Source organism: Leclercia sp., from assembly GCF_036780805.1.
Taxonomy (GTDB): Bacteria; Pseudomonadota; Gammaproteobacteria; order Enterobacterales; family Enterobacteriaceae; genus Enterobacter.
The window spans coordinates 1,353,241-1,378,219 of the sequence record NZ_DAIQCE010000001.1; the positions used below are offsets into that span (position 1 = coordinate 1,353,241).

Annotated in this window: 25 protein-coding genes, 2 tRNA genes and 2 pseudogenes; 18 read left to right on the plus strand and 11 right to left on the minus strand. The window is 55.9% G+C overall.

Features of this window, described 5'->3' with window-relative positions; genetic code table 11:
* Window positions 1-185: 185 nt before the first annotated feature.
* Both slyB and V7Q49_RS06325 read left to right on the plus strand, forming a co-directional pair.
* Complete coding sequence (gene slyB, locus V7Q49_RS06320) at window positions 186-653, plus strand: outer membrane lipoprotein SlyB (protein WP_307762665.1); 468 nt, start codon at window positions 186-188, stop codon at window positions 651-653.
* 201 nt (window positions 654-854) lie between these two features.
* Window positions 855-2,216, plus strand: coding sequence for a GGDEF domain-containing protein (locus V7Q49_RS06325; protein WP_333850500.1), 1,362 nt, complete (start codon window positions 855-857; stop codon window positions 2,214-2,216).
* A 36-nt stretch (window positions 2,217-2,252) separates the two neighbouring features.
* Here the strand turns inward: V7Q49_RS06325 and slyA are convergent, their stop codons facing one another.
* A complete protein-coding gene (gene slyA, locus V7Q49_RS06330) occupies window positions 2,253-2,693 on the minus strand; it encodes a transcriptional regulator SlyA (RefSeq protein ID WP_333849896.1) in 441 nt (146 codons plus the stop codon).
* 185 nt (window positions 2,694-2,878) lie between these two features.
* Here slyA and V7Q49_RS06335 point away from each other — a divergent pair, with 185 nt between their 5' ends.
* From V7Q49_RS06335 to V7Q49_RS06345, 3 genes are read left to right on the plus strand one after another with little or no spacing between them, the layout of a single operon-like run.
* Window positions 2,879-3,115: a DUF1656 domain-containing protein gene (locus tag V7Q49_RS06335; protein ID WP_333849897.1), complete on the plus strand. Its 237-nt coding sequence runs from the start codon at window positions 2,879-2,881 to the stop codon at window positions 3,113-3,115.
* An 8-nt stretch (window positions 3,116-3,123) separates the two neighbouring features.
* The gene (locus tag V7Q49_RS06340; RefSeq protein WP_333849898.1) at window positions 3,124-3,981 is read left to right on the plus strand and encodes an HlyD family secretion protein; all 858 of its coding nucleotides are present in this window, start codon (window positions 3,124-3,126) and stop codon (window positions 3,979-3,981) included.
* Window positions 3,978-5,996: an FUSC family protein gene (locus V7Q49_RS06345; RefSeq protein ID WP_333849899.1), complete on the plus strand. Its 2,019-nt coding sequence runs from the start codon at window positions 3,978-3,980 to the stop codon at window positions 5,994-5,996. Before V7Q49_RS06340 ends, V7Q49_RS06345 begins: the two co-directional genes overlap by 4 nt.
* Here V7Q49_RS06345 and sodC read toward each other — a convergent pair.
* From sodC to V7Q49_RS06360, 3 genes are all read right to left on the minus strand, one after another.
* A complete protein-coding gene (gene sodC, locus V7Q49_RS06350) occupies window positions 5,975-6,493 on the minus strand; it encodes a superoxide dismutase [Cu-Zn] SodC (RefSeq protein ID WP_333849900.1) in 519 nt (172 codons plus the stop codon). The two genes, V7Q49_RS06345 and sodC, sit on opposite strands and share 22 nt — an antisense overlap.
* 81 nt (window positions 6,494-6,574) lie before the next feature.
* A complete protein-coding gene (locus V7Q49_RS06355; RefSeq protein WP_333849901.1) occupies window positions 6,575-7,471 on the minus strand; it encodes an aldo/keto reductase in 897 nt (298 codons plus the stop codon).
* 48 nt (window positions 7,472-7,519) lie between these two features.
* On the minus strand, window positions 7,520-7,759 hold the full coding sequence (locus V7Q49_RS06360) for a DUF1289 domain-containing protein (protein ID WP_333849902.1): 240 nt from the start codon (window positions 7,757-7,759) through the stop codon (window positions 7,520-7,522).
* A 149-nt stretch (window positions 7,760-7,908) separates the two neighbouring features.
* Between V7Q49_RS06360 and eptA the strand changes: the two genes are divergently transcribed.
* The 5 genes from eptA to rnt all read left to right on the plus strand — a co-directional run bounded on the left by eptA (window position 7,909) and on the right by rnt (window position 12,564).
* Window positions 7,909-9,537, plus strand: coding sequence for a phosphoethanolamine transferase EptA (eptA, locus tag V7Q49_RS06365; RefSeq protein ID WP_333850501.1), 1,629 nt, complete (start codon window positions 7,909-7,911; stop codon window positions 9,535-9,537).
* 38 nt (window positions 9,538-9,575) lie between these two features.
* Complete coding sequence (locus V7Q49_RS06370; protein ID WP_333849903.1) at window positions 9,576-10,175, plus strand: TetR/AcrR family transcriptional regulator; 600 nt, start codon at window positions 9,576-9,578, stop codon at window positions 10,173-10,175.
* 53 nt (window positions 10,176-10,228) lie between these two features.
* Window positions 10,229-11,326: an alkene reductase gene (locus tag V7Q49_RS06375; protein ID WP_333849904.1), complete on the plus strand. Its 1,098-nt coding sequence runs from the start codon at window positions 10,229-10,231 to the stop codon at window positions 11,324-11,326.
* 83 nt (window positions 11,327-11,409) lie between these two features.
* Window positions 11,410-11,817 (plus strand): lactoylglutathione lyase, encoded by a 408-nt coding sequence (gloA, locus tag V7Q49_RS06380; RefSeq protein ID WP_333849905.1) that lies wholly within the window; start codon window positions 11,410-11,412, stop codon window positions 11,815-11,817.
* 96 nt (window positions 11,818-11,913) lie between these two features.
* Window positions 11,914-12,564 carry a ribonuclease T gene (gene rnt, locus V7Q49_RS06385; RefSeq protein WP_333849906.1) on the plus strand — a complete coding sequence of 217 codons (651 nt, stop codon included), beginning with the start codon at window positions 11,914-11,916 and terminating at the stop codon, window positions 12,562-12,564.
* Between the two features lie 46 nt (window positions 12,565-12,610).
* Here rnt and grxD read toward each other — a convergent pair whose 3' ends face one another.
* Window positions 12,611-12,958 carry a monothiol glutaredoxin 4 gene (gene grxD, locus V7Q49_RS06390; protein ID WP_032617810.1) on the minus strand — a complete coding sequence of 116 codons (348 nt, stop codon included), beginning with the start codon at window positions 12,956-12,958 and terminating at the stop codon, window positions 12,611-12,613.
* A gap of 337 nt (window positions 12,959-13,295) precedes the next feature.
* On the opposite strand from grxD, the gene V7Q49_RS06395 reads away from it, so the two are divergent.
* Together V7Q49_RS06395 and sodB are read left to right on the plus strand one after the other, a co-directional pair.
* Window positions 13,296-14,099 carry a C40 family peptidase gene (locus V7Q49_RS06395; protein ID WP_333849907.1) on the plus strand — a complete coding sequence of 268 codons (804 nt, stop codon included), beginning with the start codon at window positions 13,296-13,298 and terminating at the stop codon, window positions 14,097-14,099.
* Window positions 14,100-14,221: 122 nt separating this feature from the next.
* Window positions 14,222-14,803, plus strand: a complete 582-nt coding sequence (gene sodB / locus V7Q49_RS06400) for a superoxide dismutase [Fe] (protein WP_333849908.1) — start codon at window positions 14,222-14,224, stop codon at window positions 14,801-14,803.
* A 35-nt stretch (window positions 14,804-14,838) separates the two neighbouring features.
* Here sodB and V7Q49_RS06405 read toward each other — a convergent pair whose 3' ends face one another.
* Both V7Q49_RS06405 and cydH read right to left on the minus strand, forming a co-directional pair.
* Complete coding sequence (locus tag V7Q49_RS06405) at window positions 14,839-16,005, minus strand: MFS transporter (protein WP_261643065.1); 1,167 nt, start codon at window positions 16,003-16,005, stop codon at window positions 14,839-14,841.
* 165 nt (window positions 16,006-16,170) lie between these two features.
* Window positions 16,171-16,260 carry a cytochrome bd-I oxidase subunit CydH gene (gene cydH, locus V7Q49_RS06410; protein WP_106993692.1) on the minus strand — a complete coding sequence of 30 codons (90 nt, stop codon included), beginning with the start codon at window positions 16,258-16,260 and terminating at the stop codon, window positions 16,171-16,173.
* A 295-nt stretch (window positions 16,261-16,555) separates the two neighbouring features.
* Between cydH and purR the strand changes: the two genes are divergently transcribed.
* On the plus strand, window positions 16,556-17,581 hold the full coding sequence (gene purR, locus V7Q49_RS06415) for an HTH-type transcriptional repressor PurR (protein ID WP_333849909.1): 1,026 nt from the start codon (window positions 16,556-16,558) through the stop codon (window positions 17,579-17,581).
* Here purR and punR read toward each other — a convergent pair.
* On the minus strand, window positions 17,578-18,510 hold the full coding sequence (gene punR / locus V7Q49_RS06420) for a DNA-binding transcriptional activator PunR (protein ID WP_333849910.1): 933 nt from the start codon (window positions 18,508-18,510) through the stop codon (window positions 17,578-17,580). The genes purR and punR overlap by 4 nt on opposite strands.
* A 115-nt stretch (window positions 18,511-18,625) precedes the next feature.
* Between punR and punC the strand changes: the two genes are divergently transcribed.
* Both punC and cfa read left to right on the plus strand, forming a co-directional pair.
* Window positions 18,626-19,822, plus strand: a complete 1,197-nt coding sequence (punC, locus tag V7Q49_RS06425) for a purine nucleoside transporter PunC (protein ID WP_333849911.1) — start codon at window positions 18,626-18,628, stop codon at window positions 19,820-19,822.
* A 279-nt stretch (window positions 19,823-20,101) separates the two neighbouring features.
* Window positions 20,102-21,250: a cyclopropane fatty acyl phospholipid synthase gene (gene cfa / locus V7Q49_RS06430; RefSeq protein ID WP_333849912.1), complete on the plus strand. Its 1,149-nt coding sequence runs from the start codon at window positions 20,102-20,104 to the stop codon at window positions 21,248-21,250.
* A 34-nt stretch (window positions 21,251-21,284) separates the two neighbouring features.
* Here the strand turns inward: cfa and V7Q49_RS06435 are convergent, their stop codons facing one another.
* Window positions 21,285-21,929: a riboflavin synthase subunit alpha gene (locus V7Q49_RS06435; RefSeq protein WP_333849913.1), complete on the minus strand. Its 645-nt coding sequence runs from the start codon at window positions 21,927-21,929 to the stop codon at window positions 21,285-21,287.
* A 222-nt stretch (window positions 21,930-22,151) separates the two neighbouring features.
* Here V7Q49_RS06435 and mdtK point away from each other — a divergent pair, with 222 nt between their 5' ends.
* From mdtK to V7Q49_RS06450, 3 genes are all read left to right on the plus strand, one after another.
* Complete coding sequence (mdtK, locus tag V7Q49_RS06440) at window positions 22,152-23,525, plus strand: MdtK family multidrug efflux MATE transporter (protein ID WP_333849914.1); 1,374 nt, start codon at window positions 22,152-22,154, stop codon at window positions 23,523-23,525.
* A gap of 151 nt (window positions 23,526-23,676) precedes the next feature.
* Window positions 23,677-23,753, plus strand: a tRNA-Val gene (locus V7Q49_RS06445).
* 11 nt (window positions 23,754-23,764) lie between these two features.
* Window positions 23,765-23,841, plus strand: a tRNA-Val gene (locus tag V7Q49_RS06450).
* 164 nt (window positions 23,842-24,005) lie between these two features.
* On the opposite strand, the pseudogene V7Q49_RS06455 reads toward V7Q49_RS06450, so the two are convergent.
* Both V7Q49_RS06455 and V7Q49_RS06460 read right to left on the minus strand, forming a co-directional pair.
* Window positions 24,006-24,113: pseudogene (locus V7Q49_RS06455) on the minus strand (type VI secretion system baseplate subunit TssG); the annotation flags it as partial.
* Window positions 24,110-24,317: pseudogene (locus V7Q49_RS06460) on the minus strand (hypothetical protein); the annotation flags it as partial. The pseudogenes V7Q49_RS06455 and V7Q49_RS06460, both read right to left, overlap by 4 nt.
* Window positions 24,318-24,979 lie beyond the last annotated feature (662 nt).

Here is a 24,979-nt window from a genome sequence, read left to right on the forward strand (position 1 = left end):
ACGATTCCAGGAATTATCCTTACCGAGATCGGGGTGAAGTCAGCGCCTGTTTATATCTGGTTAAGCCAGAATCAAGTACTATTCTCCTAATGTTTAGGCGAAGATAGGATCTGTGGCACCTGATGCCATATAATTTAGCCATAACGGATGCTCACAGAGCGTTTTTTGGTGAACAGGAGATTCAAATGATTTTACGTGTACTGGCCGTTTCGCTGGTTGGATTCACTCTGGCTGGCTGTGTTAATGATAGCTCCCTCTCAGGGGATGTTTACAGTGCGTCTGAGGCGAAACAGGTACAACAAGTCACCTACGGCACCATTGTGAACGCACGCCCGGTGCAGATTCAGGGTGGTGACGAGAACAACGTGATCGGCGCCCTTGGCGGTGCGGTACTGGGTGGCTTCCTCGGTAACACCGTAGGTGGCGGCACGGGGCGTTCACTGGCGACTGCGGCAGGTGCCGTAGCCGGTGGCGTTGCCGGTCAGGGCGTTCAGGGTTCAATGAACAAATCTCAGGGCGTTGAGTTAGAAATTCGTAAAGATGACGGCAGCACCATTATGGTGGTGCAGAAACAGGGCAACACCAAATTTGCCGCTGGCCAGCGCGTTGTGCTGGCAAGCAATGGCAGCCAGGTGACCGTCTCCCCGCGTTAATAACATTATGGGCGTGGTCTTCTGACCACGTCCATTGACACTACTCAATATTTACATGAATATATTTACAAAATACATTCATGCAACTTATAGTTAATATTCGTTTACCTTGTTCCTGCGCAAAGTATTTCCCCTGCGCTCATGAGATTATTCGCAACTCTTCTTTATCTGTTTTTATTTTTACTTTTTACAACAACACTTATGGTTGCGATGAGTCGTTATATTAAGAATAATTATGTTCAGTTCTTTCTGGGATGCATTATTGTCATCGGGGTTTTACATTCGCTGTCTATAGGGATTGAAGAAAAGGTTTCGTCATTTTCACCGTTCTTATTCCCGATGCTGACCATATTTTTACTGGTTTTCCATCTCTTTATTGCCTGTTTTATGACAATGAAATACGGGTGCGACAGACAGCGCTTGTACCTGATGGCCTTTGCCTTCGCCTACGCCGGATCCGCTATGCTGATGGTGGGGACGCTTTCCAGCTATCCCGCGTGGCTGGACCTCTACCAGTTCAACGTGGTGAACTACAACGACGCGATGATCTTCTTTACGTTCCGTCATCTGATGATGGCGGTGCTGTTTATCGTTTCGGCCCTACTGTACTTTATCCGTAACCGACCGCTGTCCCGAACGTTTCATCTCTGTGTCATTGTCGGGGCGGCTTTATTTACTGGCCTGATGGTAACCCTGGCGTGGTTTTATTCCAGCTTTTCACCTTTGTTATCAATAGATTTGATTGATAATGAAACCCGGCAATATATGCTGCTGTGGAAACAGGCGATAAACATCGTCTTAATCCTGTTCTGGGTAGTTTCATTAGCAACACTGATGATTATTACTCGCGTGCGAAATATGTTTTGGGTCGGCGGGAATTTTTTATGTGTCTGTTATATCGCAACCCTGGTCATGCTTTATTTAGGCGGCCACGCGGAGGATATCACCTGGTATCGCGCCCGCTTATTTGAAACTGCCGCCACCCTGCTGATTATTTTTGTCCTGTTGTGTGACGTTTTTAATCTCTATCGTGACTCGCATCTGAAGTACCAGCAGTCTTATCAGAACTCGATTCGCGACCCTCTGACCCGTCTCTATAATCGAAGCTATTTTTACGACGCGCTAAACCAGGCGCTTCGCACGGCAACTGAGCACCACCCGGTCTCGGTTATCGTCAGCGATCTGGATCGTTTTAAGCGTATCAACGACAACTACGGACACCTGCAGGGAGATAAGGTGTTGCAGTTCGTCTCCCGATTACTGATGGATTCGGTACGGCCCCAGGACATCGCGGCGCGCATTGGCGGGGAAGAGTTTGTTCTGATGTTAACCCATACCTCTTCCGACGCGGCCCGACAGGTTGCAGAGCGGGTCCGGTTAAAGCTGAGCAGCTTCGACAGAGCCAGCTCCGAGGGCCAGCTTCCCGAACCGATTACCATCAGTATGGGCGTGTTTACCGCCACCTCGTCGAAAACCAGTGCGGAAGCGTGCGTCGAATGCGCGGATAAGGCAATGTATGAGGCGAAAGAGACCGGGCGTAACCGGGTGGTGGTGTTCCGGTAAAGAAAAAGCCTTGCGTTAGCAAGGCTTTTTTAACGGTTAGTCACGGGATTGCAGCTCGTGGATATTGCTTTCCAGCCGGGCGACCAGCGAGATCAGCAGTTCCAGTTCAGCGGGGCTGATCCCGGCGAGGATTTCACCGCGCGTTTTGCTGATCACGGCTTCCATCTCAGTGATAATCGGTGTGGCTTTGTCGGTAAGTTTAATCCGCTTGGCACGACGATCGCTGGCGCAGGTCTGACGCGAGATCAGCCCCTTGTCTTCCAGTTGATCGAGCGTTCGTACCAGTGATGGTTGCTCGATGCCAATCGCTTTTGCCAGTTGGATCTGTGACTGGTCGGGCGGCAGCTGATGGATATTATGCAGCGTAACCCAATGCGTCTGTGTCAACTCCAGAGGTTTCAGGCGATGGTCAATCAGGGCACGCCAGATGCGTACTAACCTTGCCAGATCAGAACCGAGTGGCGATTCCAATTTCATCTCCTTATAATTAGCTTGCTAAGTTATTATACTGATTTTAGAATAGTGTGCAGCATTTATATTGCCAAAACAAATGCAATACTGGATAAAACTTGATGACCGTCTGCTTTACATTGCGTTAAGACGCCGCCAGGCATCAGGCGGATGCTTTTTAGTCACTTTCCCCTTTGCAAAGGAACCGGCTCGTGAATTTCACGTTTAACGCCACGGGGTTACCGCTTCAGGATTTGATTGTCGGCGCCTCGGTGTACTTTCCCCCCTTATTCAAGGCGGTGATGTTGGGTTTTATTATCTGGCTTGTCACCCACCGCTTGCTGCGCGACTGGATGTATTCCGGTGAAATCTGGCACCCGATGTTGATGGATCTGTCGCTGTTTGTCCTGGCGGTGTGCCTGAGTCTGACTCTGTTGATTGTGTGGTGACGAGACCCGTGAAAACAATTAAATATTTTTCATCCTTACTTGTTCTGGCCCTGGCGCTGCTCGCGGGCTGGTGGTTATGGAATTATTATATGCAGTCGCCCTGGACCCGTGACGGCAAAGTGCGCGCCGAACAGGTTAGCGTCACGCCGCAGGTATCCGGCACCATCACCGCGCTGCAAATTAAAGACAACCAGTTTGTCCGGGCGGGTGAGGTACTGTTTCATATTGATGAGACCCCTTATCACATCGCGGTCCTCAACGCCGAAGCGCAGCTGGCGAAATCCCAGTCCGATCTGGCGAAAGCCAATAACGAGGCCAACCGCCGTCGCCATCTGTCGCAGAACTATATCTCCGCCGAAGATCTGGACACCGCCAATATCAACGTTAAGGCGATGCAGGCCAGCGTTGCGGTAGCCGAAGCCACGCTCAAGCAGGCCCAGTGGCAGCTGACCCAGACGGTGGTCAAAGCCCCGGTTGACGGCTGGGTAACCAATCTTTCCACCCGGGTCGGCGATTACGCCACCACCGGCCAGCCGGTCTTCGCCCTGGTCGACAGCCATTCGTTCTACGTGGTGGGCTATTTTGAGGAGACCAAACTCCGGCATATCCGCGAGGGTGCCCCGGCGCAGATCGTCCTCTACAGCGGCTCGGGAACCTTACAGGGGCATGTCTCCAGTATCGGACGCGCCATCTACGATCAAAGCGTGGAGACCGATTCCGGCCTGGTGCCCGACGTTAAACCCAATATTCCCTGGGTGCGGCTGGCGCAGCGCATCCCGGTACGCATCGCCTTTGACCAGCTGCCGACGGACGTGACGCTGGTCTCCGGCACGACCTGCACCGTTTCCATCGGAACCGCCCGGTGAACTGGCGCAACCTGCCGTGGCTCAGGGCAACCCCGGCGCAGTGGCGCTATGCCCTGCGCAACGGCATTGCGATGTGTCTGGCGCTCACCGTCGCCTATTGTCTCAACCTGGATGAACCCTACTGGGCGATGACCTCGGCGGCGGTGGTCAGCTTCCCGACCGTGGGAGGGGTGATCAGTAAAAGCCTCGGTCGCGTGGCGGGCAGCCTGATGGGCGCCACCGCGGCGCTGATTATCGCGGGCCACACCCTTAACGATCCCTGGCTGTTTCTGTTGAGTATGGCGGCCTGGCTCGGGTTCTGTACCTGGGCCTGCGCCCATTTCACCAATAACGTCGCCTACGCCTTCCAGCTGGCAGGGTATACGGCGGCGATCATCGCCTTCCCGGTGATCGATATTCTCGATACCACCCAGCTGTGGGATATTGCCCAGGCCAGGGTGTGTGAAGTCATCATCGGCATCCTGAGCGGCGGCGTGATGATGATGATCCTGCCCAGCACCTCCGATGGCACGGCCCTGATCAACGCCCTGAAAGCCATGCACACCCGACTGCTGGAGCACGCCAGCCTGCTGTGGCAGCCCGACAGCAACGATGCCATTCGCCTTGCCCATGAGAAGGTCATAGCCCAGATCCTGACCATGAACCTGCTGCGCATTCAGGCCTTCTGGAGCCACTACCGCTTTCGTCGGCAAAATGCCCTGCTCAACTATCTGCTCCATCAGCAGCTGCGCATGACCAGCGCCATCTCCAGCCTGCGCCGCATGCTGCTGAACTGGCCCAACCCGCCTGCCCATACCCGGGAGGTCATCGACCAGCTGCTCGCCGCCCTCGCCCGGCCCGACGCCGATTTCTATACCCTGGCCCGCATCATGGCCCCGCTCAAACCGGCCGATGACGGCGATTATCGGCATCGTGCCGTCTGGCAGCGGCTGCGCTATTTCTGCCGCCTGTATCTGCGCAGCAGCCGCTGGATAGCGGCGGTGGAAGCGGCCACGCCGGTGACGGAGTTTGCCGTCCCGCGCAGCCCGGCGCTGGCCAGGCATACCGATAATCTCGAAGCCCTGTGGAGCGGCTTTCGCACCTTATGCGCCCTCAGCCTGGTGGGTGCCTGGACCATTACCGCCCAGTGGGACGCCGGGGGAGCAGCCCTGACGCTGGCGGCGATCAGCAGCGTGCTCTACTCGGTGTCGGCCTCGCCCTTCAACTCCCTCACGCTGCTGCTGCGTACGCTGATTCTGCTGTCGCTGTTCAGCTTTGTGGTCAAATTTGGCCTGATGGTGCAGATCTCCGATCTGTGGCTGTTCCTGCTGTTCCTGTTCCCGCTGCTGACCACCATGCAATTATTGAAGCAGCAAATGCCCGCTCTGGCCGGTCTGTGGGGACAGTTGATTGTCTTTATGGGGTCATTTATTTCGGTGACCAACCCACCGGTGTATGACTTTGCCGATTTCCTTAACGACGACCTGGCAAAAATTCTTGGCGTGGGGCTGACCTGGCTGGCCTTTGCGGTGCTACGACCGGGATCGGATGCGCGGAAGAGCCGCCGTCACATCCGGGAGCTAAGACGGGGGTTTGTCGATCAGCTCAGCCGCAAGCCGCGGCTGAGTGAAAATGGCTACGAATCGCTGGTATATCACCATGTGAGCCAGCTCAACGGCAGTCAGGATGCGCTATCCCGCCGTTGGCTGCTGCGCTGGGGCGTGGTGCTGCTCAACTGCAGCCATGTGGTGTGGCAGTTGCGCGACTGGGAGACCCGCTCCGATCCGCTGGCGCAGGTGCGGGATGTCGCCGTGTCGTTGCTGCGGGATATCATGAGCGAGCGCGGGGTCCAGCAGCGGCCGCTGGCCGCCACCCTTGATGAACTTCAGCGCATCTGCGACGCCCTGGGGCATCATCCGCAACCCGCCGGGCAGGAGCTGGCGGCCTTGATCTGGCGGCTGCACTGCTCACTCTCCCAGCTGGAACAGGCGCCCGCCCCGGGCACCATAAGCGATCAGATCACGCCGCAGGCGTAACGTGCCCCGCCACCGCCAAGCGGTTTAGGGTGATCCGACATGTTGTCGCCGCCAACGTGGATCATCAGCGCTTTGCCTTTGACCTCATCCAGCTTTTTCAGACGCGGCGCGACCACCGGATCGGTGGCTTTTCCGTCGTTATTAACGACCAGCGCGGGCAAATCGCCGAGGTGGCCCACGCCCTCTGGCCCTTCATGTTTGCCGGTGTTCTGCGGGTCGAGGTGTCCGCCCGCAGACTCAGCGGCGGAAGGTTTCCCCTCTTTCATGGCCGGTTCGCAGGAGCCTTTGGCGTGGACGTGATAACCGTGTTCGCCCGGTGGGAGGGCTTTGAGGTCCGGGGAAAACTCCAGCCCTTTGTCGGTTTCGGTAATTTTCACCGTCCCGATGGACTGGCCAATCCCCTGAGAGGTGACGAGGTTCATTTTGACTTCTTCACTGGCGGCCTGCGCACCTGCACAAACCACCAGCGTCAACGCTGCCAGAGTAAATCGCTTCATATGACCTCCTTCGGTTGTTTTTTGCCCCTTAAGCTTATACCAGGGGCAGTGATTTCACCGGGAAGTCAGACAAATACGGCATTACGGCACGTCGTAACCCAGCGCGGCTTTGCGGATGCGGAACCACTGCTGGCGCGTCATCTGAAGCTGCTCTGCCGCCAGGGCTGAACGCACGCGCTCGATTTTACCGGAACCGATGATCGGCAGCGGCTGCGACGGCAGACGTAAAATCCACGCATAGACCACCTGCTCGATGGTTTCGGCATTCAGCTCCTGCGCCACCTGAGCAAGTTCATCGCGCAGCGGCTGGAAGGCGTCGTCATTAAACAGACGACCGCCGCCGAGGCAGGACCAGGCCATCGGACGGATCCGCAACTGCTGGAGTTGATCGAGCGTGCCGTCCAGCAGCAGCGGCTGGTAAACCGGGGAGATCTCGACCTGGTTGGTCGCCAGGGTGAACGGCAGGCGCGACTGCAGCAGGGCAAACTGCGCCGGGGTAAAGTTGGACACGCCGAAATGGCGCACCTTGCCGCTCTGATGCAGGGCGAGGAAAGCTTCGGCAACCTCATCAGCATCCATCAGCGGATCGGGGCGATGGATCAGCAGCAGGTCAAGGTAGTCAGTCGCCAGGTTGGTGAGGGACTGTTCCGCGCTGCTGATGATATGGTCGCGGTCGGTGATGTAGTGACCGAGGGCATGCTCTGCCTTAGCCGTGGTGGCAATGCCGCACTTGGTGACAATCTCCATCCGCTGACGCAGCGCGGGAGAGAGCTTCAGTGCCTCACCGAAGGCCGCTTCACACTGGTACCCGCCGTAAATATCGGCGTGATCGACGGTGGTGATCCCCAGATCAAGATGTTCTTCAATAAAGCTGACCAGCTGCTGGGCGGACATGTTCCAGTCCATCAGACGCCAGTAACCCATCACAAAACGGGAAAACTCCGGGCCCTGCGGGGCAAGGGTAATACGCTGAACCATAGCAATTTCCTTAAAAAAAGTCTGCGGAGAGTATACGCGTTTGCGGGGCTAAAACAGTGAGGGTTGCTGCGGTTCTTCGGATTCAGGGGCTTTGTTTGCGCGCATTTTGCGCAAAAGGCGCTGACGGCACAGGCGCAGGACCTCCTGCTTCTGGGCATCGCTAAAAGCTTGCCAGTTAAAACGCTCATCCCGGGTGCGCATGCAGCCACGGCAAAAACCCCGTTCATCAGACTGGCAGATACCCCGGCACGGGCTCTGGACAGGAAAGAACTCCAGTTGTTCAGCCACTCGACCCTCCCGAAACCCAAGAATGAGTAAAGTGAAGACCTTAAGTCCGGGTAATGCAAGAGGTCAATCACATAATTGTGGCATTAAGGTTTCACTAATCTTCTCTCCTTATACTTTCATCATTAATACAATCTCTGGTGTTGGTGATGATGGTGACGTTTAAAAAGTTACAGTGTAACGATACGAAATTTACGCTGGGCTGTGCTCTCTTATTTACGCTGTTAAATGCTCTCTTTATTCATCGTAGCTGGCAGGTGATCTCTCCCGCCCGTCTGCATGACTTTATTTTTGCCCTGACGGTGCCGCTGGTGCTGTTCTGCGGCTGGGTGATCGTATTTAGCATCCTGAATATCCCGCTGATCCGCAAACCGCTGCTGGTACTGCTGACCCTCGGCTGCGCGGCAGCAACCTGGTTTATGTTTACCTACGGGGCGGTGATCGACCAGAACATGATGGTCAACGTCTTTGAGACCAACTCTCAGGAGGCCACGGCGCTGGTCACCCCGCAGCTGGTGCTGTGGCTGGTGGTTGCCGGGCTGGTGCCTTCCGTGGTGCTGGCGATGATCCGCATCCGCCCGGGTAAATGGTGGCAGACGTTGTTAATGCGCCTCGCGGCGATCCTCGCCAGCACCGTGGTGATCGTGCTGGTGGCGGCGGTCTTCTATAAGGATTACGCCTCGCTGTTCCGCAATAACAAAGGCATCGTCAAGATGGTGACCCCGGCCAACTACGTCAGCGCCATCGCCAAATACAGCAAAGCGCGCTGGTTCGCAGGGGATCAGACTTTAATTCGTCTCGGTGAAGATGCGCGTAAAGGCCCGGTGCTGGTGGCGCAGCAGAAAAAGACCGTGCTGGTGCTGCTGGTGGGCGAAGCCTCCCGGGCCGAGAACTACTCCCTGAACGGCTACAACCGTGAGACCAACCCTGAGCTGAAAAAACAGAATGTGATTAACTTCCCGCAGGCCTCCTCCTGCGGCACCGAAACCGCCGTCTCCGTCCCGTGCATGTTCTCCGGGATGACGCGCAAAAAATACGATGCCGACCGGGCACATCATCAGGAAGGCTTAATGGATGTGCTGGGCCATGCCGGGATCAATATGCTGTGGCGGGATAACGACGGCGGGTGTAAAGGCGCCTGCGATCGCATTCCCCACACCGACATGACCCAGTGGAAGCTGGACCAGTTCTGTAAGGACAAATCCTGTATTGACGACGTTAACCTTTATCGCCTGAATGACACGCTGGATGGCCTGAAGCAGGATACGGTGCTGGTGATCCATCTGATGGGTAGCCACGGCCCGGCCTACTATCAGCGTTACCCGGAGCAGTATCGTCGCTTTACCCCGACCTGCGACACCAATGAGATCCAGGACTGCGATCATCAGGCGCTGATGAATACCTATGACAATACCATCCTGTATACCGACAGCGTGGTAAGTCGCACCATTGATGCTCTGAAAGCGCGCCAGGCGACGATGAATACCGCGCTGGTCTATCTCTCCGATCACGGGGAGTCGCTGGGGGAAAATGGCCTGTACCTGCACGGCACGCCGTACATGCTGGCCCCGGAGCAGCAGACGCATATTCCGTTTATGTTCTGGCTCTCAAAGGATTACCAACAGAACTTCGGCGTTGACGAGCAGTGCCTGCGCGACCAGGCGGCAAAAGAGACGGTCTCCCAGGACAATCTGTTCTCCACGGTGCTGGGGATGATGAACATCCAGACCTCGGTCTATCAGCCGCAACTGGATCTGCTCACCCACTGCCGTCGAACTTAAAACTTGCATTAGACCGATTGGTCTATTACATTGACGACATGAATAAGCATACTGAATACGATACACGCGAACACCTCCTGGAGACCGGCGAGCGGCTGTGCATGCACCGCGGGTTTACCGGAATGGGGCTGAGCGAGCTGCTGAAAACTGCCGATGTGCCGAAGGGGTCGTTTTATCACTACTTCCGCTCTAAAGAGGCGTTTGGCGTGGCCCTGCTGGAGCGCCACTATGCGGGCTACCATCAGCGTCTGGCCACGCATTTCGCCAGCGGCAAAGGCAACTGTCGCGATCGTGTTCTGGCTTATTATCAGGAGACGCTGACCCAGTTTTGTGCGCAGGGGATTATCAGCGGCTGTCTGACGGTGAAACTGTCTGCCGAGGTATGCGATCTCTCCGAAGATATGCGTACCGCGATGGATAAAGGGGCCACGGGTGTGATCACCCTGCTGGCGCAGGCGCTGGCGAAAGGTCGGGATGAAAAATCGCTGACCTTCGTCGGCGAACCGCTCACCCAGGCGCAGGTGCTCTACTCCCTGTGGCTGGGTGCCAACCTGCAGGCCAAAATGTCCCGCAGCGCGCTGCCGCTGGAGAGCGCGCTGGACCATGTTAAAACCATCATTGCAACGCCTGGCGTTTAACAGGCGTTTTTATTTCACGAATTACTAGACGACCGGTCTACTCAGGAGCAACTATGTCAGCCGAAAAATTATTCACCCCGCTTAAGGTGGGCGCTATCGTCGCACCAAACCGTGTCTTTATGGCGCCCCTCACCCGTCTGCGCAGCATTGAGCCGGGCGATATCCCGACGCCGCTGATGGGCGAATACTATCGCCAGCGCGTCAGCTCAGGCCTGATCATCTCTGAAGCCACCCAGATCTCCGCCCAGGCCAAAGGCTACGCGGGCGCACCTGGCCTGCACAGCCCGGAGCAGATCGCCGCGTGGAAGAAGATCACCGATGGCGTGCATGCCGAAGAGGGTCGTATCGCGGTCCAGCTGTGGCACACTGGCCGTATCTCCCACAGCAGCATCCAGCCTGGCGGCGAGGCTCCGGTTTCTGCCTCTGCTCTGAACGCGGGCACCCGCACCTCCCTGCGCGATGAAAACGGCCACGCGATCCGCGTCGACACCACCACCCCACGCGCGCTGGAGCTGGACGAGATCCCGGGCATCGTCAACGACTTCCGCCAAGCGGTCGCCAACGCCCGCGAAGCCGGTTTCGACCTGGTCGAACTGCACGGTGCCCACGGCTACCTGCTGCACCAGTTCCTGTCCCCGTCCTCTAACCAGCGTACCGATCAGTACGGCGGTAGCGTAGAGAACCGCGCCCGTCTGGTGCTGGAAGTGATTGATGCCGTGTCAAATGAGTGGAGCGCCGATCGCATCGGGATCCGCGTTTCGCCTATCGGTTCCTTCCAGAACGTTGATAACGGTCCGAACGAAGAAGCCGACGCGCTGTACCTGATTGAAGAGCTGGCAAAACGTGGCATCGCTTATCTGCACATGTCCGAGCCAGACTGGGCCGGCGGTGAGCCGTATACCGACGCGTTCCGCCAGAAAGTGCGCGACCGCTTCCCGGGCGTGATCATCGGGGCCGGTGCCTATACGCCAGAGAAAGCAGAAGATCTGATCAACAAAGGGCTGATTGATGCCGTGGCCTTTGGCCGCGCCTATATCGCCAACCCGGATCTGGTGGCACGCCTGGAGCGCAAAGCCGAGCTGAACCCGCAGCGTCCTGAAAGCTTCTACGGCGGCGGCGCGGAAGGTTATACCGATTATCCTTCTTTATAATCCCTTCATTGATAGCGGCGACGATTCGCCGCTATACTAAAACATCGTTTCTGTTCAAGATGATAAAATGCTAAGAGGATAATATGCGCCTACTTCACACCATGCTGCGCGTTGGCGATCTGCAACGTTCCATCGAGTTCTACACCAACGTGCTGGGCATGACCCTGCTGCGCACCAGCGAAAACCCGGAGTACAAATACTCCCTCGCCTTTGTCGGTTACGGCCCGGAGAGCGACGAAGCGGTGATTGAGCTGACTTACAACTGGGGTGTTGATAGCTACGAGCTGGGCACCGCCTACGGCCACATCGCGCTGGAAGTGGATAACGCGGCGGATGCCTGCGAGCGTATCCGCAGCAACGGCGGCAACGTGACCCGTGAAGCCGGTCCGGTGAAAGGCGGTACCACGGTGATCGCTTTTGTCGAAGATCCAGACGGTTACAAAATCGAACTGATCGAAGCCAAAGACGCCGGTCGCGGTCTGGGCAACTGATCCCTGCGGGCGCGCCATGCGCCCGTTGTTTTACTGCATCTCATTGCAAAATTTGCCATAATGCCCACTGCTTTTTTCCCCTTGTAAGAGATCCAGATGTCCGATAACGCTCAACTTACCGGTCTGTGCGACCGTTTTCGTGGTTTTTATCCTGTCGTCATTGATGTCGAAACCGCTGGATTTAACGCCAAAACCGATGCACTGCTCGAGATTGCCGCCATCACGTTGAAAATGGATGAACAGGGCGATTTGCTGCCGGACTCCACGCTGCATTTCCACGTCGAACCTTTTGAAGGGGCGATCCTGCAGCCGGAGGCGCTGGCGTTTAACGGCATTGATCCGCATAACCCCCTGCGCGGGGCGGTCAGTGAATATGAAGCGCTGCATGCCATTTTCAAAATGGTGCGCAAGGGCATGAAAGATCAGAACTGCAATCGCGCGATTATGGTGGCGCATAACGCAACCTTCGATCACAGCTTTATGATGGCCGCCGCCGAGCGCGCGTCACTGAAGCGTAATCCGTTCCACCCCTTTGTGACCTTTGATACCGCCGCCTTAAGCGGACTGGCGCTGGGGCAAACCGTGCTGTCGAAAGCCTGCATCACCGCCGGCATCGAATTTGACGGCACCCAGGCGCACTCGGCTCTGTACGATACCGAGCGCACCACGGAACTGTTTTGTGAGATCGTTAACCGCTGGAAACGCCTCGGCGGCTGGCCGCTGCCGGAAGCCGACAACAACGCATAAAAAAAGCGACCTTCTGGTCGCTTTTTTATTTAGCGGGCCCGGTGGATCACTCGGCGCCTGGCTCTTCGGATTTGTATTTCGCAGCCGTCTCTTTGATCAGCTGTTGCAGTTCACCGCGCTGATACATCTCAATCAGGATGTCGCAGCCGCCAACCAGTTCGCCATCAACCCACAGCTGCGGGAAGGTTGGCCAGTTCGCGTATTTTGGCAGCTCAGCGCGGATATCCGGGTTCTGCAGAATATCAACGTAAGCAAAACGTTCGCCACAGGCAGAGAGCGCCTGGACCGCCTGAGCGGAGAAACCACAGCTTGGCAGTTTCGGAGAACCTTTCATGTACAGCAGGATCGGGTTTTCAGCAATCTGCTGCTGAATTTTTTCAATAGTAGTGCTCATGTTTTGCTTCCTTTAACTTCTGTTACGGCAATCGTCTGACATTGTAGCGTTTCAGAACGACAACGGAAAATAACATTTTTGTCACTTATATGATTTTACCGCGCGTCCCTTAAAGATGCATTCAGAACATACCTTATCGGCAGAATAGCTGCGGTTTTGTTCAGGTAATGCACAAAATGCCCCTGGGAAATTGTGATATTTTTGCACTCGCTAACGAAACGTAGTTTTAGATGCAAAAAGTTTATTAACGTCGGGCCTTTTTATAGATTAGAATCGACGGGTTTTGTAAATCATACGCAGGTTTATGTATAACCTGCTAATACCAGAGGATTGCCCAGTGGCGCGAATAAATACATTCTCGATCACGCTCTGTGCTTTGCTGTTTACGTCTCTCACCTTCACGCCGTTGGCTAACGCCTCAGAGCAGGCGCGGTCTTCTGCCGCGCATAAAACGCATCTGGCGAAAGCGACCGAACCCAAGAAAAAAAGCAGCACCAGCAAAACCACGAAAAAAGAGAGCACCAGCAAAAAGAGCAGCACCAAAAAAAGCCTCGCTAAAACGCAGTCAACAAATTCCAGTAAAAAAAGCCGCACCACCTCCCGCAGCGCCAGCCGAACCACGCAAACCGCCTCCCGCGTTGTGACAGAAAAATGCACCCCTCGTAGAGGGCATAAAGCGCGGTGCGTGAAAACCAGCAAAACCACTACCCTTGCCGAAGCGCATAAAGTTCGGATGCAGAAAGCGCAGAAAACGGCAATGAATAAGCTGATGGACCAGATTGGAAAACCTTATCGCTGGGGCGGTACCTCTCCGCGTACCGGCTTCGACTGCAGCGGTCTGGTTTATTACGCCTATAAAGATCTGGTTAAATTCCGCATTCCGCGCACCGCTAACGAAATGTACCACCTGCGTGACGCCTCTCCGGTCGATCGCGGTGAGCTTGAGAGCGGCGACCTGGTGTTCTTCCGCACCCAGGGGCGTGGCACCGCCGATCACGTTGGCGTGTACGTTGGCAACGGCAAATTCATTCAGTCTCCGCGCTCGGGCCAGGACATTCAGATCACCTCCCTGAGCGAAGACTACTGGCAGCGCCACTACGTCGGCGCGCGTCGCGTCATGAAGGCTAATACCCTCCGTTAATCCCCTGCCCCGTCGGTTATCCGGCGGGGTAAGTTCCTCTTTTGCATACTCTTTCAATTTGCTACTCTATCCCTTCATTCAGTAGGGCTATTGAATGGATCACTATAATAAGGAGAGAAGCAATGTCGTTTGAATTACCTGCATTACCGTATGCAAAAGACGCCCTGGCCCCGCATATTTCGGCGGAGACCCTGGAATACCACTACGGCAAACACCACCAGACCTACGTTACCAACCTGAACAACCTGATCGGCGGCACCGCGTTCGAAGGGAAATCCCTGGAAGAGATCGTGCGCACGTCCGAAGGCGGCGTGTTTAACAACGCCGCTCAGGTGTGGAACCACACCTTCTACTGGCACTGCCTGGCACCCAATGCTGGCGGCGAACCCACGGGTGAGCTGGCTGCGGCCATCACTGCTGCGTTCGGCAGCTTTGCGGAATTTAAAGCGAAGTTTACCGATGCTGCGGTGAAGAACTTTGGCGCAGGCTGGACCTGGCTGGTAAAAGAGGCAGACGGCAAACTGGCGATCGTCTCTACGTCTAACGCGGGAACGCCGTTAACCACCCGCGCGACTCCGCTGCTGACCGTCGACGTCTGGGAACATGCGTATTACATCGATTACCGTAATGCGCGCCCGAATTACCTCGAGCACTTCTGGGCGCTGGTAAACTGGGAATTTGTGGCGAAGAACTTCGCGGCATAATGAAAACGCCGAAGGGAACTCCTTCGGCGTTATTTTTATTCGGTGGCGCAAACCGGCTCAGGTTGTTTTCGCCCGGAGGCAAAGACCAGAATAAGTCCCAGGGCGGCGATAATGGCCCCCATCACCGGTACGAAGCTGTAACCCATCCCGCTGGATATCACTGCCCCACCGGCTGCCGCACCCAGCGCATTGCCCAGGTTGAAAGCACCGATATTTACAGACGATGATAATCCCGGCGCATCGCTTGCGACGCGCATGACGCGCATCTGCAGCGGCGGTACCACCGCAAAGGTCGCCATGCCCCATACCACCATCGCCACGGCCGCGCCCACTTCATTACGCGCCAGCCAAGGGATCGCCAGCATGATGACAATCAGCAGCAGTAAAAAGCCTTTCAGGGTGCCGCTCACGGACTTATCCGCCAGCTTGCCGCCCAGATAGTTGCCGATGGAAAAACCAACGCCAATCAGCACCAGCATGGCGGTGATAAAGGCCGGGGTCGCCTGGTTGATGTCATGCAGCACCGGGGCAATATAGGTATAGAGGGTGAACATCGCGCCAGCGCCGAGGACGGTGGTCAGCAAGGCAGATAACACCTGCGGACGCAGCAGAACCGCCAGCTCTTTGCGCACTTCCGGCTTTTCGCCCGCCCCACCCGCAGGTAAGGAGAAGAACAGCGCGATCATCGAGACGACACCCAGCAGCGCGGTAGCCAGGAAGGACATCCGCCAGCCAATGACTTCGCCCATCCAGGTTGCGGCAGGCACGCCGCCAATATTGGCGATGGTCAGGCCCATAAACATGGTGGCGACGGCGCTGGCCTGCTTGTGTTTCGGCACCACGCTTGCGGCCACTACCGACCCGAGGCCAAAGAAGGCACCGTGGTTCAGGCTGGTGAGAATACGCGACAGCATCAGGGTGGTGTAATCCGGCGAGAGCGCCGAGAGAACGTTACCCACGGTAAAGATCGCCATCAGAAAGATCAGCGCGTTGCGGCGTCCGCGATGGGACAGCAGGAGGGTCATCAGGGGCGCGCCCACCATCACGCCGATGGCGTAGGCGCTGATCAGCATGCCTGCAGCGGGAATAGAGACATCCACGCCCCGGGCAATAACCGGTAGCAGGCCCATCGGGGAAAATTCGGTGGTACCGATACCAAAGGCACCAATGGCCAGGGCCAGCAGCGGAAAATTGATTCTCATACTTCAACTCCAGACACCGTGTCGTCAGGCGACACAGAACAATGAAGGCGAAAGCATGACATCAATCACAAAAAATGAGAAGTTAACAATTTAGCAAAAGATTTTTGCAGGGCGCGTAACAATAAGCGAAAAGGAACGAGGGAGAGCTGACCTCTCCCGCATCAATCAGTGCAGTGCCGCAGTCAGACCGCTGGCAACAATCAGACTCAGAACAATAATGGTAGTAATCAGCGAAAACTTAAGATCGGTACTCATCAATTTTTCTCCTTTTAATCACCCTACGAAGAGTGAGCTTGCTCATTTTTACACAGTTGAGGGTAAAAATCTTGCAGGATTTAGATTGATATCGGTTTTTGCTCTTCCCCTTTGGGCCAAGATAAGACAAAATTCCACGCTAAATTTATTAGCGTACCGGCCATTGACCCCCTCCTGACGTCCTGTGTCGTTTTCCCGGCGTACCGCAATTCAAATTGCGCAATTAGGGCGAGTGAAGGCAAACGTTTACCTATTGGTTTTTCAGGAGCTTAGATATGGTCTGGAGTGACATCTGATGGCAACAATTAAAGACGTGGCGAAACGCGCAAACGTTTCCACTACAACCGTATCACATGTTATTAACAAAACCCGCTTTGTCGCGGAAGAGACCCGCAACAACGTCTGGGCGGCCATTAAAGAGCTGCACTACTCTCCAAGCGCCGTGGCCCGTAGTCTGAAGGTGAATCACACCAAATCGATCGGCCTGCTGGCGACCAGCAGTGAAGCGCCCTATTTTGCGGAAATTATTGAAGCGGTAGAGAAGAACTGCTTCCAGAAAGGCTACACCCTGATCCTCGGCAACGCCTGGAACAGCCTCGAAAAACAGCGGGCCTATCTGTCGATGATGGCGCAAAAGCGCGTCGACGGTCTGCTGGTGATGTGTTCCGAATACCCGGAACCCCTGCTCACCATGCTGGAAGAGTATCGCAATATTCCGATGGTGGTGATGGACTGGGGCGAAGCGAAGGCCGACTTTACCGATTCGGTGATCGATAACGCCTTTGAAGGCGGCTACATGGCCGGTCGTTATCTGATCGAACGCGGCCACCGCGAAATCGGCGTGATCCCGGGGGCGCTGGAGCGCAACACCGGTGCCGGGCGTCTGGCGGGCTTTATGAAGGCGATGGAAGAGGCATTAATCACGGTGCCGGAAAACTGGATCGTGCAGGGTGACTTTGAGCCGGAGTCCGGCTACCGCGCCATGCAGCAGATCCTCTCCCAGAGCCCGCGTCCAACCGCCATCTTCTGCGGCGGGGATATTATGGCGATGGGTGCGCTCTGCGCCGCCGATGAGATGGGTCTGCGCGTTCCGCAGGACGTTTCGCTGATCGGGTATGATAACGTGCGCAACGCCCGCTTCTTTACCCCGGCGCTGACCACCATCCACCAGCCGAAAGATTCGCTGGGGGAGACCGCCTTCAATATGCTGCTGGACCGTATCGTCAATAAGCGCGAAGAGTCCCAGTCCATTGAGGTACATCCGCGCCTGATTGAACGCCGCTCCGTCGCGGATGGTCCGTTCCGCGACTACCGCCGTTAATCCTCTCCGGGAGCCAGCATCTCTGGCTCCCGCAGCCACTCCCGGTTCATCGTTTCACTGTCTCCCAGATAATCCAGCAGCCAGGCCAAAGCCGGCGACATATCGTTTTGTTGCCAGGTCAGGCAGCACGCCGCATCCGGGAAGGGATTTTCCAGCGTTAGCTCAACCCACTTGCCGCTGTCGATCCACGGTCGGGCAAAATGCACCGGCACCATCCCCACGCACAGGCCGGCCGAGAGGCAGGTGGCCGACGATTCCCAGTCGGGTGTAACAATCCGCCGCTGGTTGTCCAGCAGCCAGGTGATGCGTTTCGGCAGCGAGCGGGAGGTGTCTTCGCGCACCAGCGAGGGCCAGTTGCGCAGGGTATCATCGCTGAGCGGCCCTTCCATGGCGGCCAGCGGATGATGGCTGGCGACCACGCAAATCCAGCTCAGCGTGCCCATATCACGAAACGCATAGCGTCCCCCGACCGGGATCGCCTGGGTGGCACCTATCGCCATCTCCACCCTGCCGTCCGCCAGCGCGTCCCAGACGCCGTTAAAGACCTCCTGCGAGACCCGCAGCTCGACGTCCGAAAAGTGGCGGTAAAAATCGACAATCATCTGCCGGGTGCGCTCGGGGCGCACGATATTATCCACCGCAATGGAGATATGGCTGCGCCAGCCGTTGGCGATCTGCTGACACTGTTCGCGGGTGATCTGCATTTTTTTGATAACAGACCGCCCCTCTTTCAGAAACCAGGTCCCGGCGGGGGTCAACTCCACGTCGCGATGACGCCGTTCAAACAGCGGCACCGCCAGCCACTCCTCCAGCTGACGCACGGTATAGCTGATGGCGGACGGAACGCGATGCAGCTCCTGCGCTGCTCCGCTGAAGCTGCCGTTACGCGCGACGGCATCCACCACTTCAAGAGAATATTCTGACCACATTTTCTGCCTGCAAAATTTTTGAACGCAACCGCCAAATATTAGCGTTTCACAAGCGGGTTTGCACTCCCTACACTCAGCGCCTACCCATACCTGCGCCCAAACGGAGAATAGAACAATGACACCCGGGAAAGGATTTTTAGTCTGGCTCGGCGGCTTAAGCGTGCTGGGCTTCCTCGCCACCGATATGTACCTGCCTGCCTTCTCGATCATGCAGGAGGATCTGCAAACCCCGGCGGCCGCCATTAGCGCCAGCCTGAGCCTGTTCCTGGCAGGCTTTGCCTTTGCCCAACTGCTGTGGGGACCGATGTCCGACCGCTTCGGCCGTAAGCCGGTGCTGCTGGCTGGTTTAGCCATTTTTGCCCTCGGCTGCCTCGGCATGCTGTGGGTCCGCGATGCCACCTGGCTGCTGGTGCTGCGCTTTATCCAGGCGGTGGGGGTCTGCGCCGCAGCGGTGACCTGGCAGGCGCTGGTAACCGATTACTACCCGGCCTCGCGCACTAACCGCATTTTCGCCACCATCATGCCGCTGGTCGGTCTCTCTCCGGCGCTGGCGCCGCTGCTGGGCAGCTGGATCCTCGCCCACTTCAGCTGGCAGGCCATTTTTGCAGTGCTGTTTGTTATCACCCTGGTGCTGATGATCCCGGCGTTTTTCCTGAAGCCGACAGCGACAAAAAAAGGACAATCTGAGCAACGCGTTACCTTTGTTTCGCTGCTCCGCTCGCGCACCTATCGCGGCAACGTGCTGATCTACGCCGCCTGCTCCGCGAGCTTCTTCGCCTGGCTGACCGGCTCGCCGTTTATTCTCAGCGACATGGGCTACAGCCCGGCGGCGATCGGCCTGAGCTACGTGCCGCAGACCATCGCCTTCCTGATCGGTGGCTATGGCTGCCGTGCCGCGCTGCAGAAGTGGCAGGGCCACCAGATGCTGCCGTGGCTGCTGGGGCTGTTTGCCTTCAGCGTGATCGCCACCTGGGCGGTCGGGTTTATCCCGGGCGCGGGCCTGGCTGAGCTGCTGATCCCCTTCTGCCTGATGGCGGTGGCGAACGGCGCAATCTACCCGATTGTGGTCGCGCAGGCCCTGCGTCCCTTCCCGCAGGCGACCGGCAGCGCAGCCGCTCTGCAAAACACCCTGCAACTGGGCCTCTGCTTCCTGGCGAGCCTGCTGGTATCGTGGCTGATTGCTACTCCGCTGCTGACCACCACCAGCGTGATGGTAGCAACCGTGGTGCTGGCGGCGCTGGGCTACCGGATGCAGTACGTCCCTGCAGGCCCGCAGGATGACAGCCTGCAAGCCGAATCTTCCCGGGCTTGACAGAACATTGATTAGCTTGCTAACAATATCCTGTTGAATCACTACGATATCAGTCCTATACTGACTGAAGCGTTCTGATAATTACTAAAAATATTAAGTGTTAACGGGAGCCGGAGTGCTCCCGTTTTACCATGGATGGCCTTTCGGCAAGGGTCCTCTCCCTTCCTCTGTTCTACGTCGGATATTAGCCTCACGGGTTACACCGTGAAATTTCTCATTCTTCATAAAGAGCGTCTACGCTGTTTATGGATTCTGATCACATCAGGTGATGGAGAAGCTATGAGTTCATCGTGTATAGAAGAAGTCAGCATCCGGAATGATGACTGGTTCCGGATAGTCAACGAATTGCTGAGCCGCGCGGGTATTACCATTAACGGCCCGGCATCCTCCGATCTACAAATAAAACACCCCGATTTTTTTAAACGCGTCCTGCAGCAGGGCTCGCTGGGTCTTGGCGAGAGCTATATGGACGGCTGGTGGGAGTGTGAGCGGCTGGATATCTTTTTCAATAACGTCCTGCGGGCGGGCCTGGAAAAACAGCTGCCCAGCCACCTGAAGGATACGCTGCGGATCGCCACTGCCCGCCTGTTCAACCTGCAGAGTAAAAAGCGCGCCTGGATCGTCGGCAAAGAGCATTACGATCTGGGTAACGACCTGTTCAGCCGCATGCTCGACCCCACCATGCAGTACTCCTGCGGTTACTGGAAAGAGGCGACCACCCTCGAGCAGGCACAGCAGGATAAATTACGTCTGATCTGCGAAAAGCTGCAGCTGAAACCCGGCATGCGGGTGCTGGACATCGGCTGTGGCTGGGGTGGGCTGGCGCATTTTATGGCGCATCACCATGGCGTCAGCGTGGTGGGCGTGACCATCTCAGCGGAGCAGCAACGCCTGGCGCAGGCGCGCTGTGCCGGTCTGGATGTCACCATCCTGTTGCAGGATTACCGCGATCTGAGCGACCAGTTCGATCGCATCGTCTCGGTAGGGATGTTCGAACACGTCGGGCCGAAGAACTACCGCACCTATTTTGAGGTGGTGGATCGTAACCTGAAGCCGGATGGTCTGTTTCTGCTGCACACCATTGGTTCACAAAAAACCGATCATCGCGTCGATCCGTGGATCGATAAATACATCTTTCCGAATGGCTGTTTACCCTCAGTCCGCCAGATCGCCAATGCCAGCGAACCCCATTTCGTGATGGAAGACTGGCATAATTTTGGCGCTGATTACGATACCACCCTGATGGCATGGCATGAACGTTTCCTCGCCGCCTGGCCGGAGATCGCAGACAACTATTCCGAACGATTTAAACGGATGTTCAGCTATTACCTGAATGCCTGTGCCGGGGCGTTTCGCGCCCGGGATATTCATCTGTGGCAGGTGGTCTTTAGCCGCGGCGTGGAGCACGGCCTGCGGGTGGCGCGCTAAACAAAACACCCCGGCTTGCCGGGGTGTTTTTTTATCACGCGTCGTTGAGGGTCTGTTGGATAGCGGCCGCCTCTTTGGCTGCCAGCACGCGCTCTACGGTATCGACCACGGCCTGGGTTTGGGGATCGATTTCAATATTGACCCGATGGCCCAGCTTTTTATTGCCGAGGGTGGTGCGCTGCAGCGTCTCCGGGATCAGATGGACGCAGAAACGGGTTGGCGTCACCTCGCCCACCGTCAGGCTGATGCCGTCCACACCAATAAATCCTTTATACAGGATGTATTTCATTAAGGACGGATCCTGAACTTTAAACCAGATCTGGCGGTTATTTTCTGACGTCAGGATTTTAGAAATTTCAGCCGTGGTCATAATATGGCCCGACATTAAATGTCCGCCAATTTCATCGCTGAATTTCGCCGCGCGTTCCACATTGACCACATCACCTTCAGCCAGCTCGCCCAGGTTGGTGATACGCAGCGTTTCCTTCATTAAATCGAAACTGATCAGGTTGCCGTTAATTTCGGTGACCGTCAGACAACAACCGTTGTGCGCAACCGATGCGCCCGTCTCCAGCCCATCAAGCATCTCATCCGGCAGGGCGACAACATGGGTGCGGAAGTTGGGTTTTTCATCAATGGACACCAGTTTCGCGGTGCCCTGCACAATACCAGTAAACATGCTTACGACTCCTGTTTGTTCCTTCGGTGATGACACCGTTTTATCGCACCACAATAACAGTTGAAAATAGAGGTTGCCAGTACCCCACCTTTTCTGGCGATTTTTTCACTAGATAATTAGCTTATCCCCGCTACAATAGCTGGAATTCCCCGCATCTTCTTTTTGCTGCTTTTCGCAGCGGCTTTTTCTCTTTCAAATAACAACAATATCAAAGGTGTTCACGTGCAGAAGTACTTGATTGAAGCGCGTCAGTTATTAGCTCTGGCGATCCCGGTAATACTCGCGCAAATCGCCCAAACCTCGATGGGATTCGTCGATACCGTGATGGCGGGCGGCTACAGCGCTACCGACATGGCCGCGGTCGCCATCGGCACCTCCATCTGGCTGCCGGCTATTTTATTCGGTCACGGCCTGCTGCTGGCGTTAACGCCAACTATTGCACAGCTCAACGGCTCCGGGCGCCGGGAGCGTATTGCCCATCAGATCCGTCAGGGGTTCTGGCTGGCCGGATTCGTTTCGGTGCTGATCATGATCGTTCTGTGGAACGCTGGCTATATTATTCACGCCATGCGCAATATCGATCCGGCCCTGGCCGATAAGGCCGTCGGCTATTTACGCGCCCTGCTCTGGGGGACGCCAGGTTATTTATTCTTTCAGGTGGCACGTAACCAGTGCGAAGGCCTGGCGAAGACCAAACCGGGCATGGTGATGGGATTTATCGGGCTGTTGGTGAATATTCCGGTGAACTACGTCTTTATTTACGGGCATTTTGGCATGCCGGAACTGGGCGGCGTCGGCTGCGGCGTGGCGACGGCGGCGGTGTACTGGGTGATGTTCTTTAGCATGCTGTCGTACGTGAAGCGCGCACGTTCAATGCGCGATATTCGCTACGAGGCCGGTTTCAGCAAGCCGGACATGGCGGTGGTGAAGCGTCTGGTGCAGCTGGGCCTGCCTATTGCCCTGGCGCTGTTCTTCGAGGTAACGCTGTTCGCAGTGGTGGCGCTGCTGGTCTCCCCGCTGGGGATTGTCGACGTGGCCGGTCACCAGATCGCGCTTAACTTCAGCTCGCTGATGTTCGTTCTGCCGCTGTCGCTCGCCGCCTCGGTGACCATTCGCGTCGGGTATCGTCTCGGCCAGGGTTCAACCCTCGAAGCGCAAACCGCCGCCCGCACCGGGGTTGGCGTTGGGGTGTGCATGGCGGTCTGTACCGCGCTGTTCACCGTCACGCTGCGCGAGCAGATCGCCCTGCTCTATAACGACAACCCGGAAGTGGTGATCCTCGCCTCTCATCTGATGCTGCTGGCGGCGGTGTATCAGATCTCCGACTCCATTCAGGTGATCGGCAGCGGCGTGCTGCGTGGCTATAAAGATACCCGCTCGATCTTCTTTATCACCTTTATCGCCTACTGGGTGCTGGGACTGCCGAGCGGCTATATTCTGGCCCTCACCGACCTGGTGGTGGATCGAATGGGCCCCGCCGGGTTCTGGATGGGCTTTATTATCGGCTTAACCTCTGCCGCGGTCATGATGATGCTGCGCATGCGCTTCCTGCAGCGCCAGCCATCAAGCGTGATTTTGCAACGCGCTGCACGCTAATTGCGCAGTAGCCGCCCGCGGGCGGCTACTTTCTCCTCATTTTGCGCGGGAATACAGCAATCGCGTGAATTCGTGAAGAAATTTGCAGTTTTCCTCTTGCCTGATGCCCGCACTGCCGCTAATATTCGTCCCCGTTGTCACACACAACATTGCGTTCATAGCTCAGTTGGTTAGAGCACCACCTTGACATGGTGGGGGTCGTTGGTTCGAGTCCAATTGAACGCACCATTCTCTACAGTGCGTCCGTAGCTCAGTTGGTTAGAGCACCACCTTGACATGGTGGGGGTCGGTGGTTCGAGTCCACTCGGACGCACCATTTCAGTTAGTCCTGCTTATCCTTATACCTTTCCAAAATTTATATCAGACGCCATCTGCACATGTTACTTACACTTCACGCGTACCGTGCGAACGGTCTTAATAAAACTTGTATGTAACACATCGATTGCCTTGTTGTGATTTTGCAGGCTCTAGCCCGGTCTAAAAGTCCAGTTCTGTTGTAAAGGTCTGTGGGATATTATTCGCAAAGCCATCGCCTTCCGCCCCCAGCACACCGTTCATTCCGGGCCATAAAGGGCCTTTGCCCAGCGGGTGCTGACCTGCTTCTGCACCACGTTGTGATGGCTCTCCATGCCCCAGACCGAGTCCACCCCCTTTGAGTGCTAACCGGACGGCGGCACCGACGGCAAGGTCAGGCGTTTCCCGTACTCCTGCTGGCTGTCGTAAAATTCCACCACGTTGATGTTCAGGCGCGTGTCGGTGGTGACCCACTTCGCCCAGCAGGCGGGTGATAAAGGCAGGTCGTCGCCCTTCACCGAACGCAGGTGGTGGCTGTGGCCGTATCTTAACGGGGGATTGATGCTCATTGTATTCCTTCACATTGGCAGAAAAATTATGTCCTGAAAAACCAGACATGCGCTAAGTGAATTGGCTACTGTTTGATCTTTATCGTATATTGCTTATAAAAATCTTTACGGCAGTGCATTCTGCCAAGAGTAAGCCCAGAAACAGTTACGCTATAATCATCTGATTTTTTCGGGATACCAGATATGATGATACGATGGTAATCTTTATTTACTCCATCTTCTCCACCAAGACTATATTTTATTTCTTCCGGATTCCATATCAGCCCTGAATCATTCGGGGTTATACTTACTGACACACTAGATTTATTAACTGCCCCACCTTTTATTTCAATGACATGCCGGCATTTGTAATTAACTGCTGCAATTGTGAGGTTATTTTTTCAGGCAAAACTGTTAGGCGAAAAGCGGTCCAACCGGGCACAATGAAGATTAAAAAAACAAATTAAATATTTCATTTGACTCATTGGTTTGAAAACCACACCTCTAAAAACGTGCTTATGGCCTGTTCTAGGTGGTTATAGAACTTAACTTGTTTTTACATCGTTGTATTTAAATAATTATCTTACTATTGGATAACCTTATAATATTTAT

What these genes read in the sequence shown, in the direction of transcription:
- slyB (WP_307762665.1), top strand. Translation starts at nt 186, where the DNA reads ATGATTTTACGTGTACTGGCCGTTTCGCTGGTTGGATTCACTCTGGCT.
- V7Q49_RS06325 (WP_333850500.1), top strand. Translation starts at nt 855, where the DNA reads ATGGTTGCGATGAGTCGTTATATTAAGAATAATTATGTTCAGTTCTTT.
- slyA (WP_333849896.1), bottom strand. Translation starts at nt 2,693, where the DNA reads ATGAAATTGGAATCGCCACTCGGTTCTGATCTGGCAAGGTTAGTACGC.
- sodC (WP_333849900.1), bottom strand. Translation starts at nt 6,493, where the DNA reads ATGAAGCGATTTACTCTGGCAGCGTTGACGCTGGTGGTTTGTGCAGGT.
- V7Q49_RS06355 (WP_333849901.1), bottom strand. Translation starts at nt 7,471, where the DNA reads ATGGTTCAGCGTATTACCCTTGCCCCGCAGGGCCCGGAGTTTTCCCGT.
- eptA (WP_333850501.1), top strand. Translation starts at nt 7,909, where the DNA reads ATGGTGACGTTTAAAAAGTTACAGTGTAACGATACGAAATTTACGCTG.
- V7Q49_RS06370 (WP_333849903.1), top strand. Translation starts at nt 9,576, where the DNA reads ATGAATAAGCATACTGAATACGATACACGCGAACACCTCCTGGAGACC.
- V7Q49_RS06375 (WP_333849904.1), top strand. Translation starts at nt 10,229, where the DNA reads ATGTCAGCCGAAAAATTATTCACCCCGCTTAAGGTGGGCGCTATCGTC.
- gloA (WP_333849905.1), top strand. Translation starts at nt 11,410, where the DNA reads ATGCGCCTACTTCACACCATGCTGCGCGTTGGCGATCTGCAACGTTCC.
- rnt (WP_333849906.1), top strand. Translation starts at nt 11,914, where the DNA reads ATGTCCGATAACGCTCAACTTACCGGTCTGTGCGACCGTTTTCGTGGT.
- grxD (WP_032617810.1), bottom strand. Translation starts at nt 12,958, where the DNA reads ATGAGCACTACTATTGAAAAAATTCAGCAGCAGATTGCTGAAAACCCG.
- sodB (WP_333849908.1), top strand. Translation starts at nt 14,222, where the DNA reads ATGTCGTTTGAATTACCTGCATTACCGTATGCAAAAGACGCCCTGGCC.
- V7Q49_RS06405 (WP_261643065.1), bottom strand. Translation starts at nt 16,005, where the DNA reads ATGAGAATCAATTTTCCGCTGCTGGCCCTGGCCATTGGTGCCTTTGGT.
- cydH (WP_106993692.1), bottom strand. Translation starts at nt 16,260, where the DNA reads ATGAGTACCGATCTTAAGTTTTCGCTGATTACTACCATTATTGTTCTG.
- purR (WP_333849909.1), top strand. Translation starts at nt 16,556, where the DNA reads ATGGCAACAATTAAAGACGTGGCGAAACGCGCAAACGTTTCCACTACA.
- punR (WP_333849910.1), bottom strand. Translation starts at nt 18,510, where the DNA reads ATGTGGTCAGAATATTCTCTTGAAGTGGTGGATGCCGTCGCGCGTAAC.
- punC (WP_333849911.1), top strand. Translation starts at nt 18,626, where the DNA reads ATGACACCCGGGAAAGGATTTTTAGTCTGGCTCGGCGGCTTAAGCGTG.
- cfa (WP_333849912.1), top strand. Translation starts at nt 20,102, where the DNA reads ATGAGTTCATCGTGTATAGAAGAAGTCAGCATCCGGAATGATGACTGG.
- V7Q49_RS06435 (WP_333849913.1), bottom strand. Translation starts at nt 21,929, where the DNA reads ATGTTTACTGGTATTGTGCAGGGCACCGCGAAACTGGTGTCCATTGAT.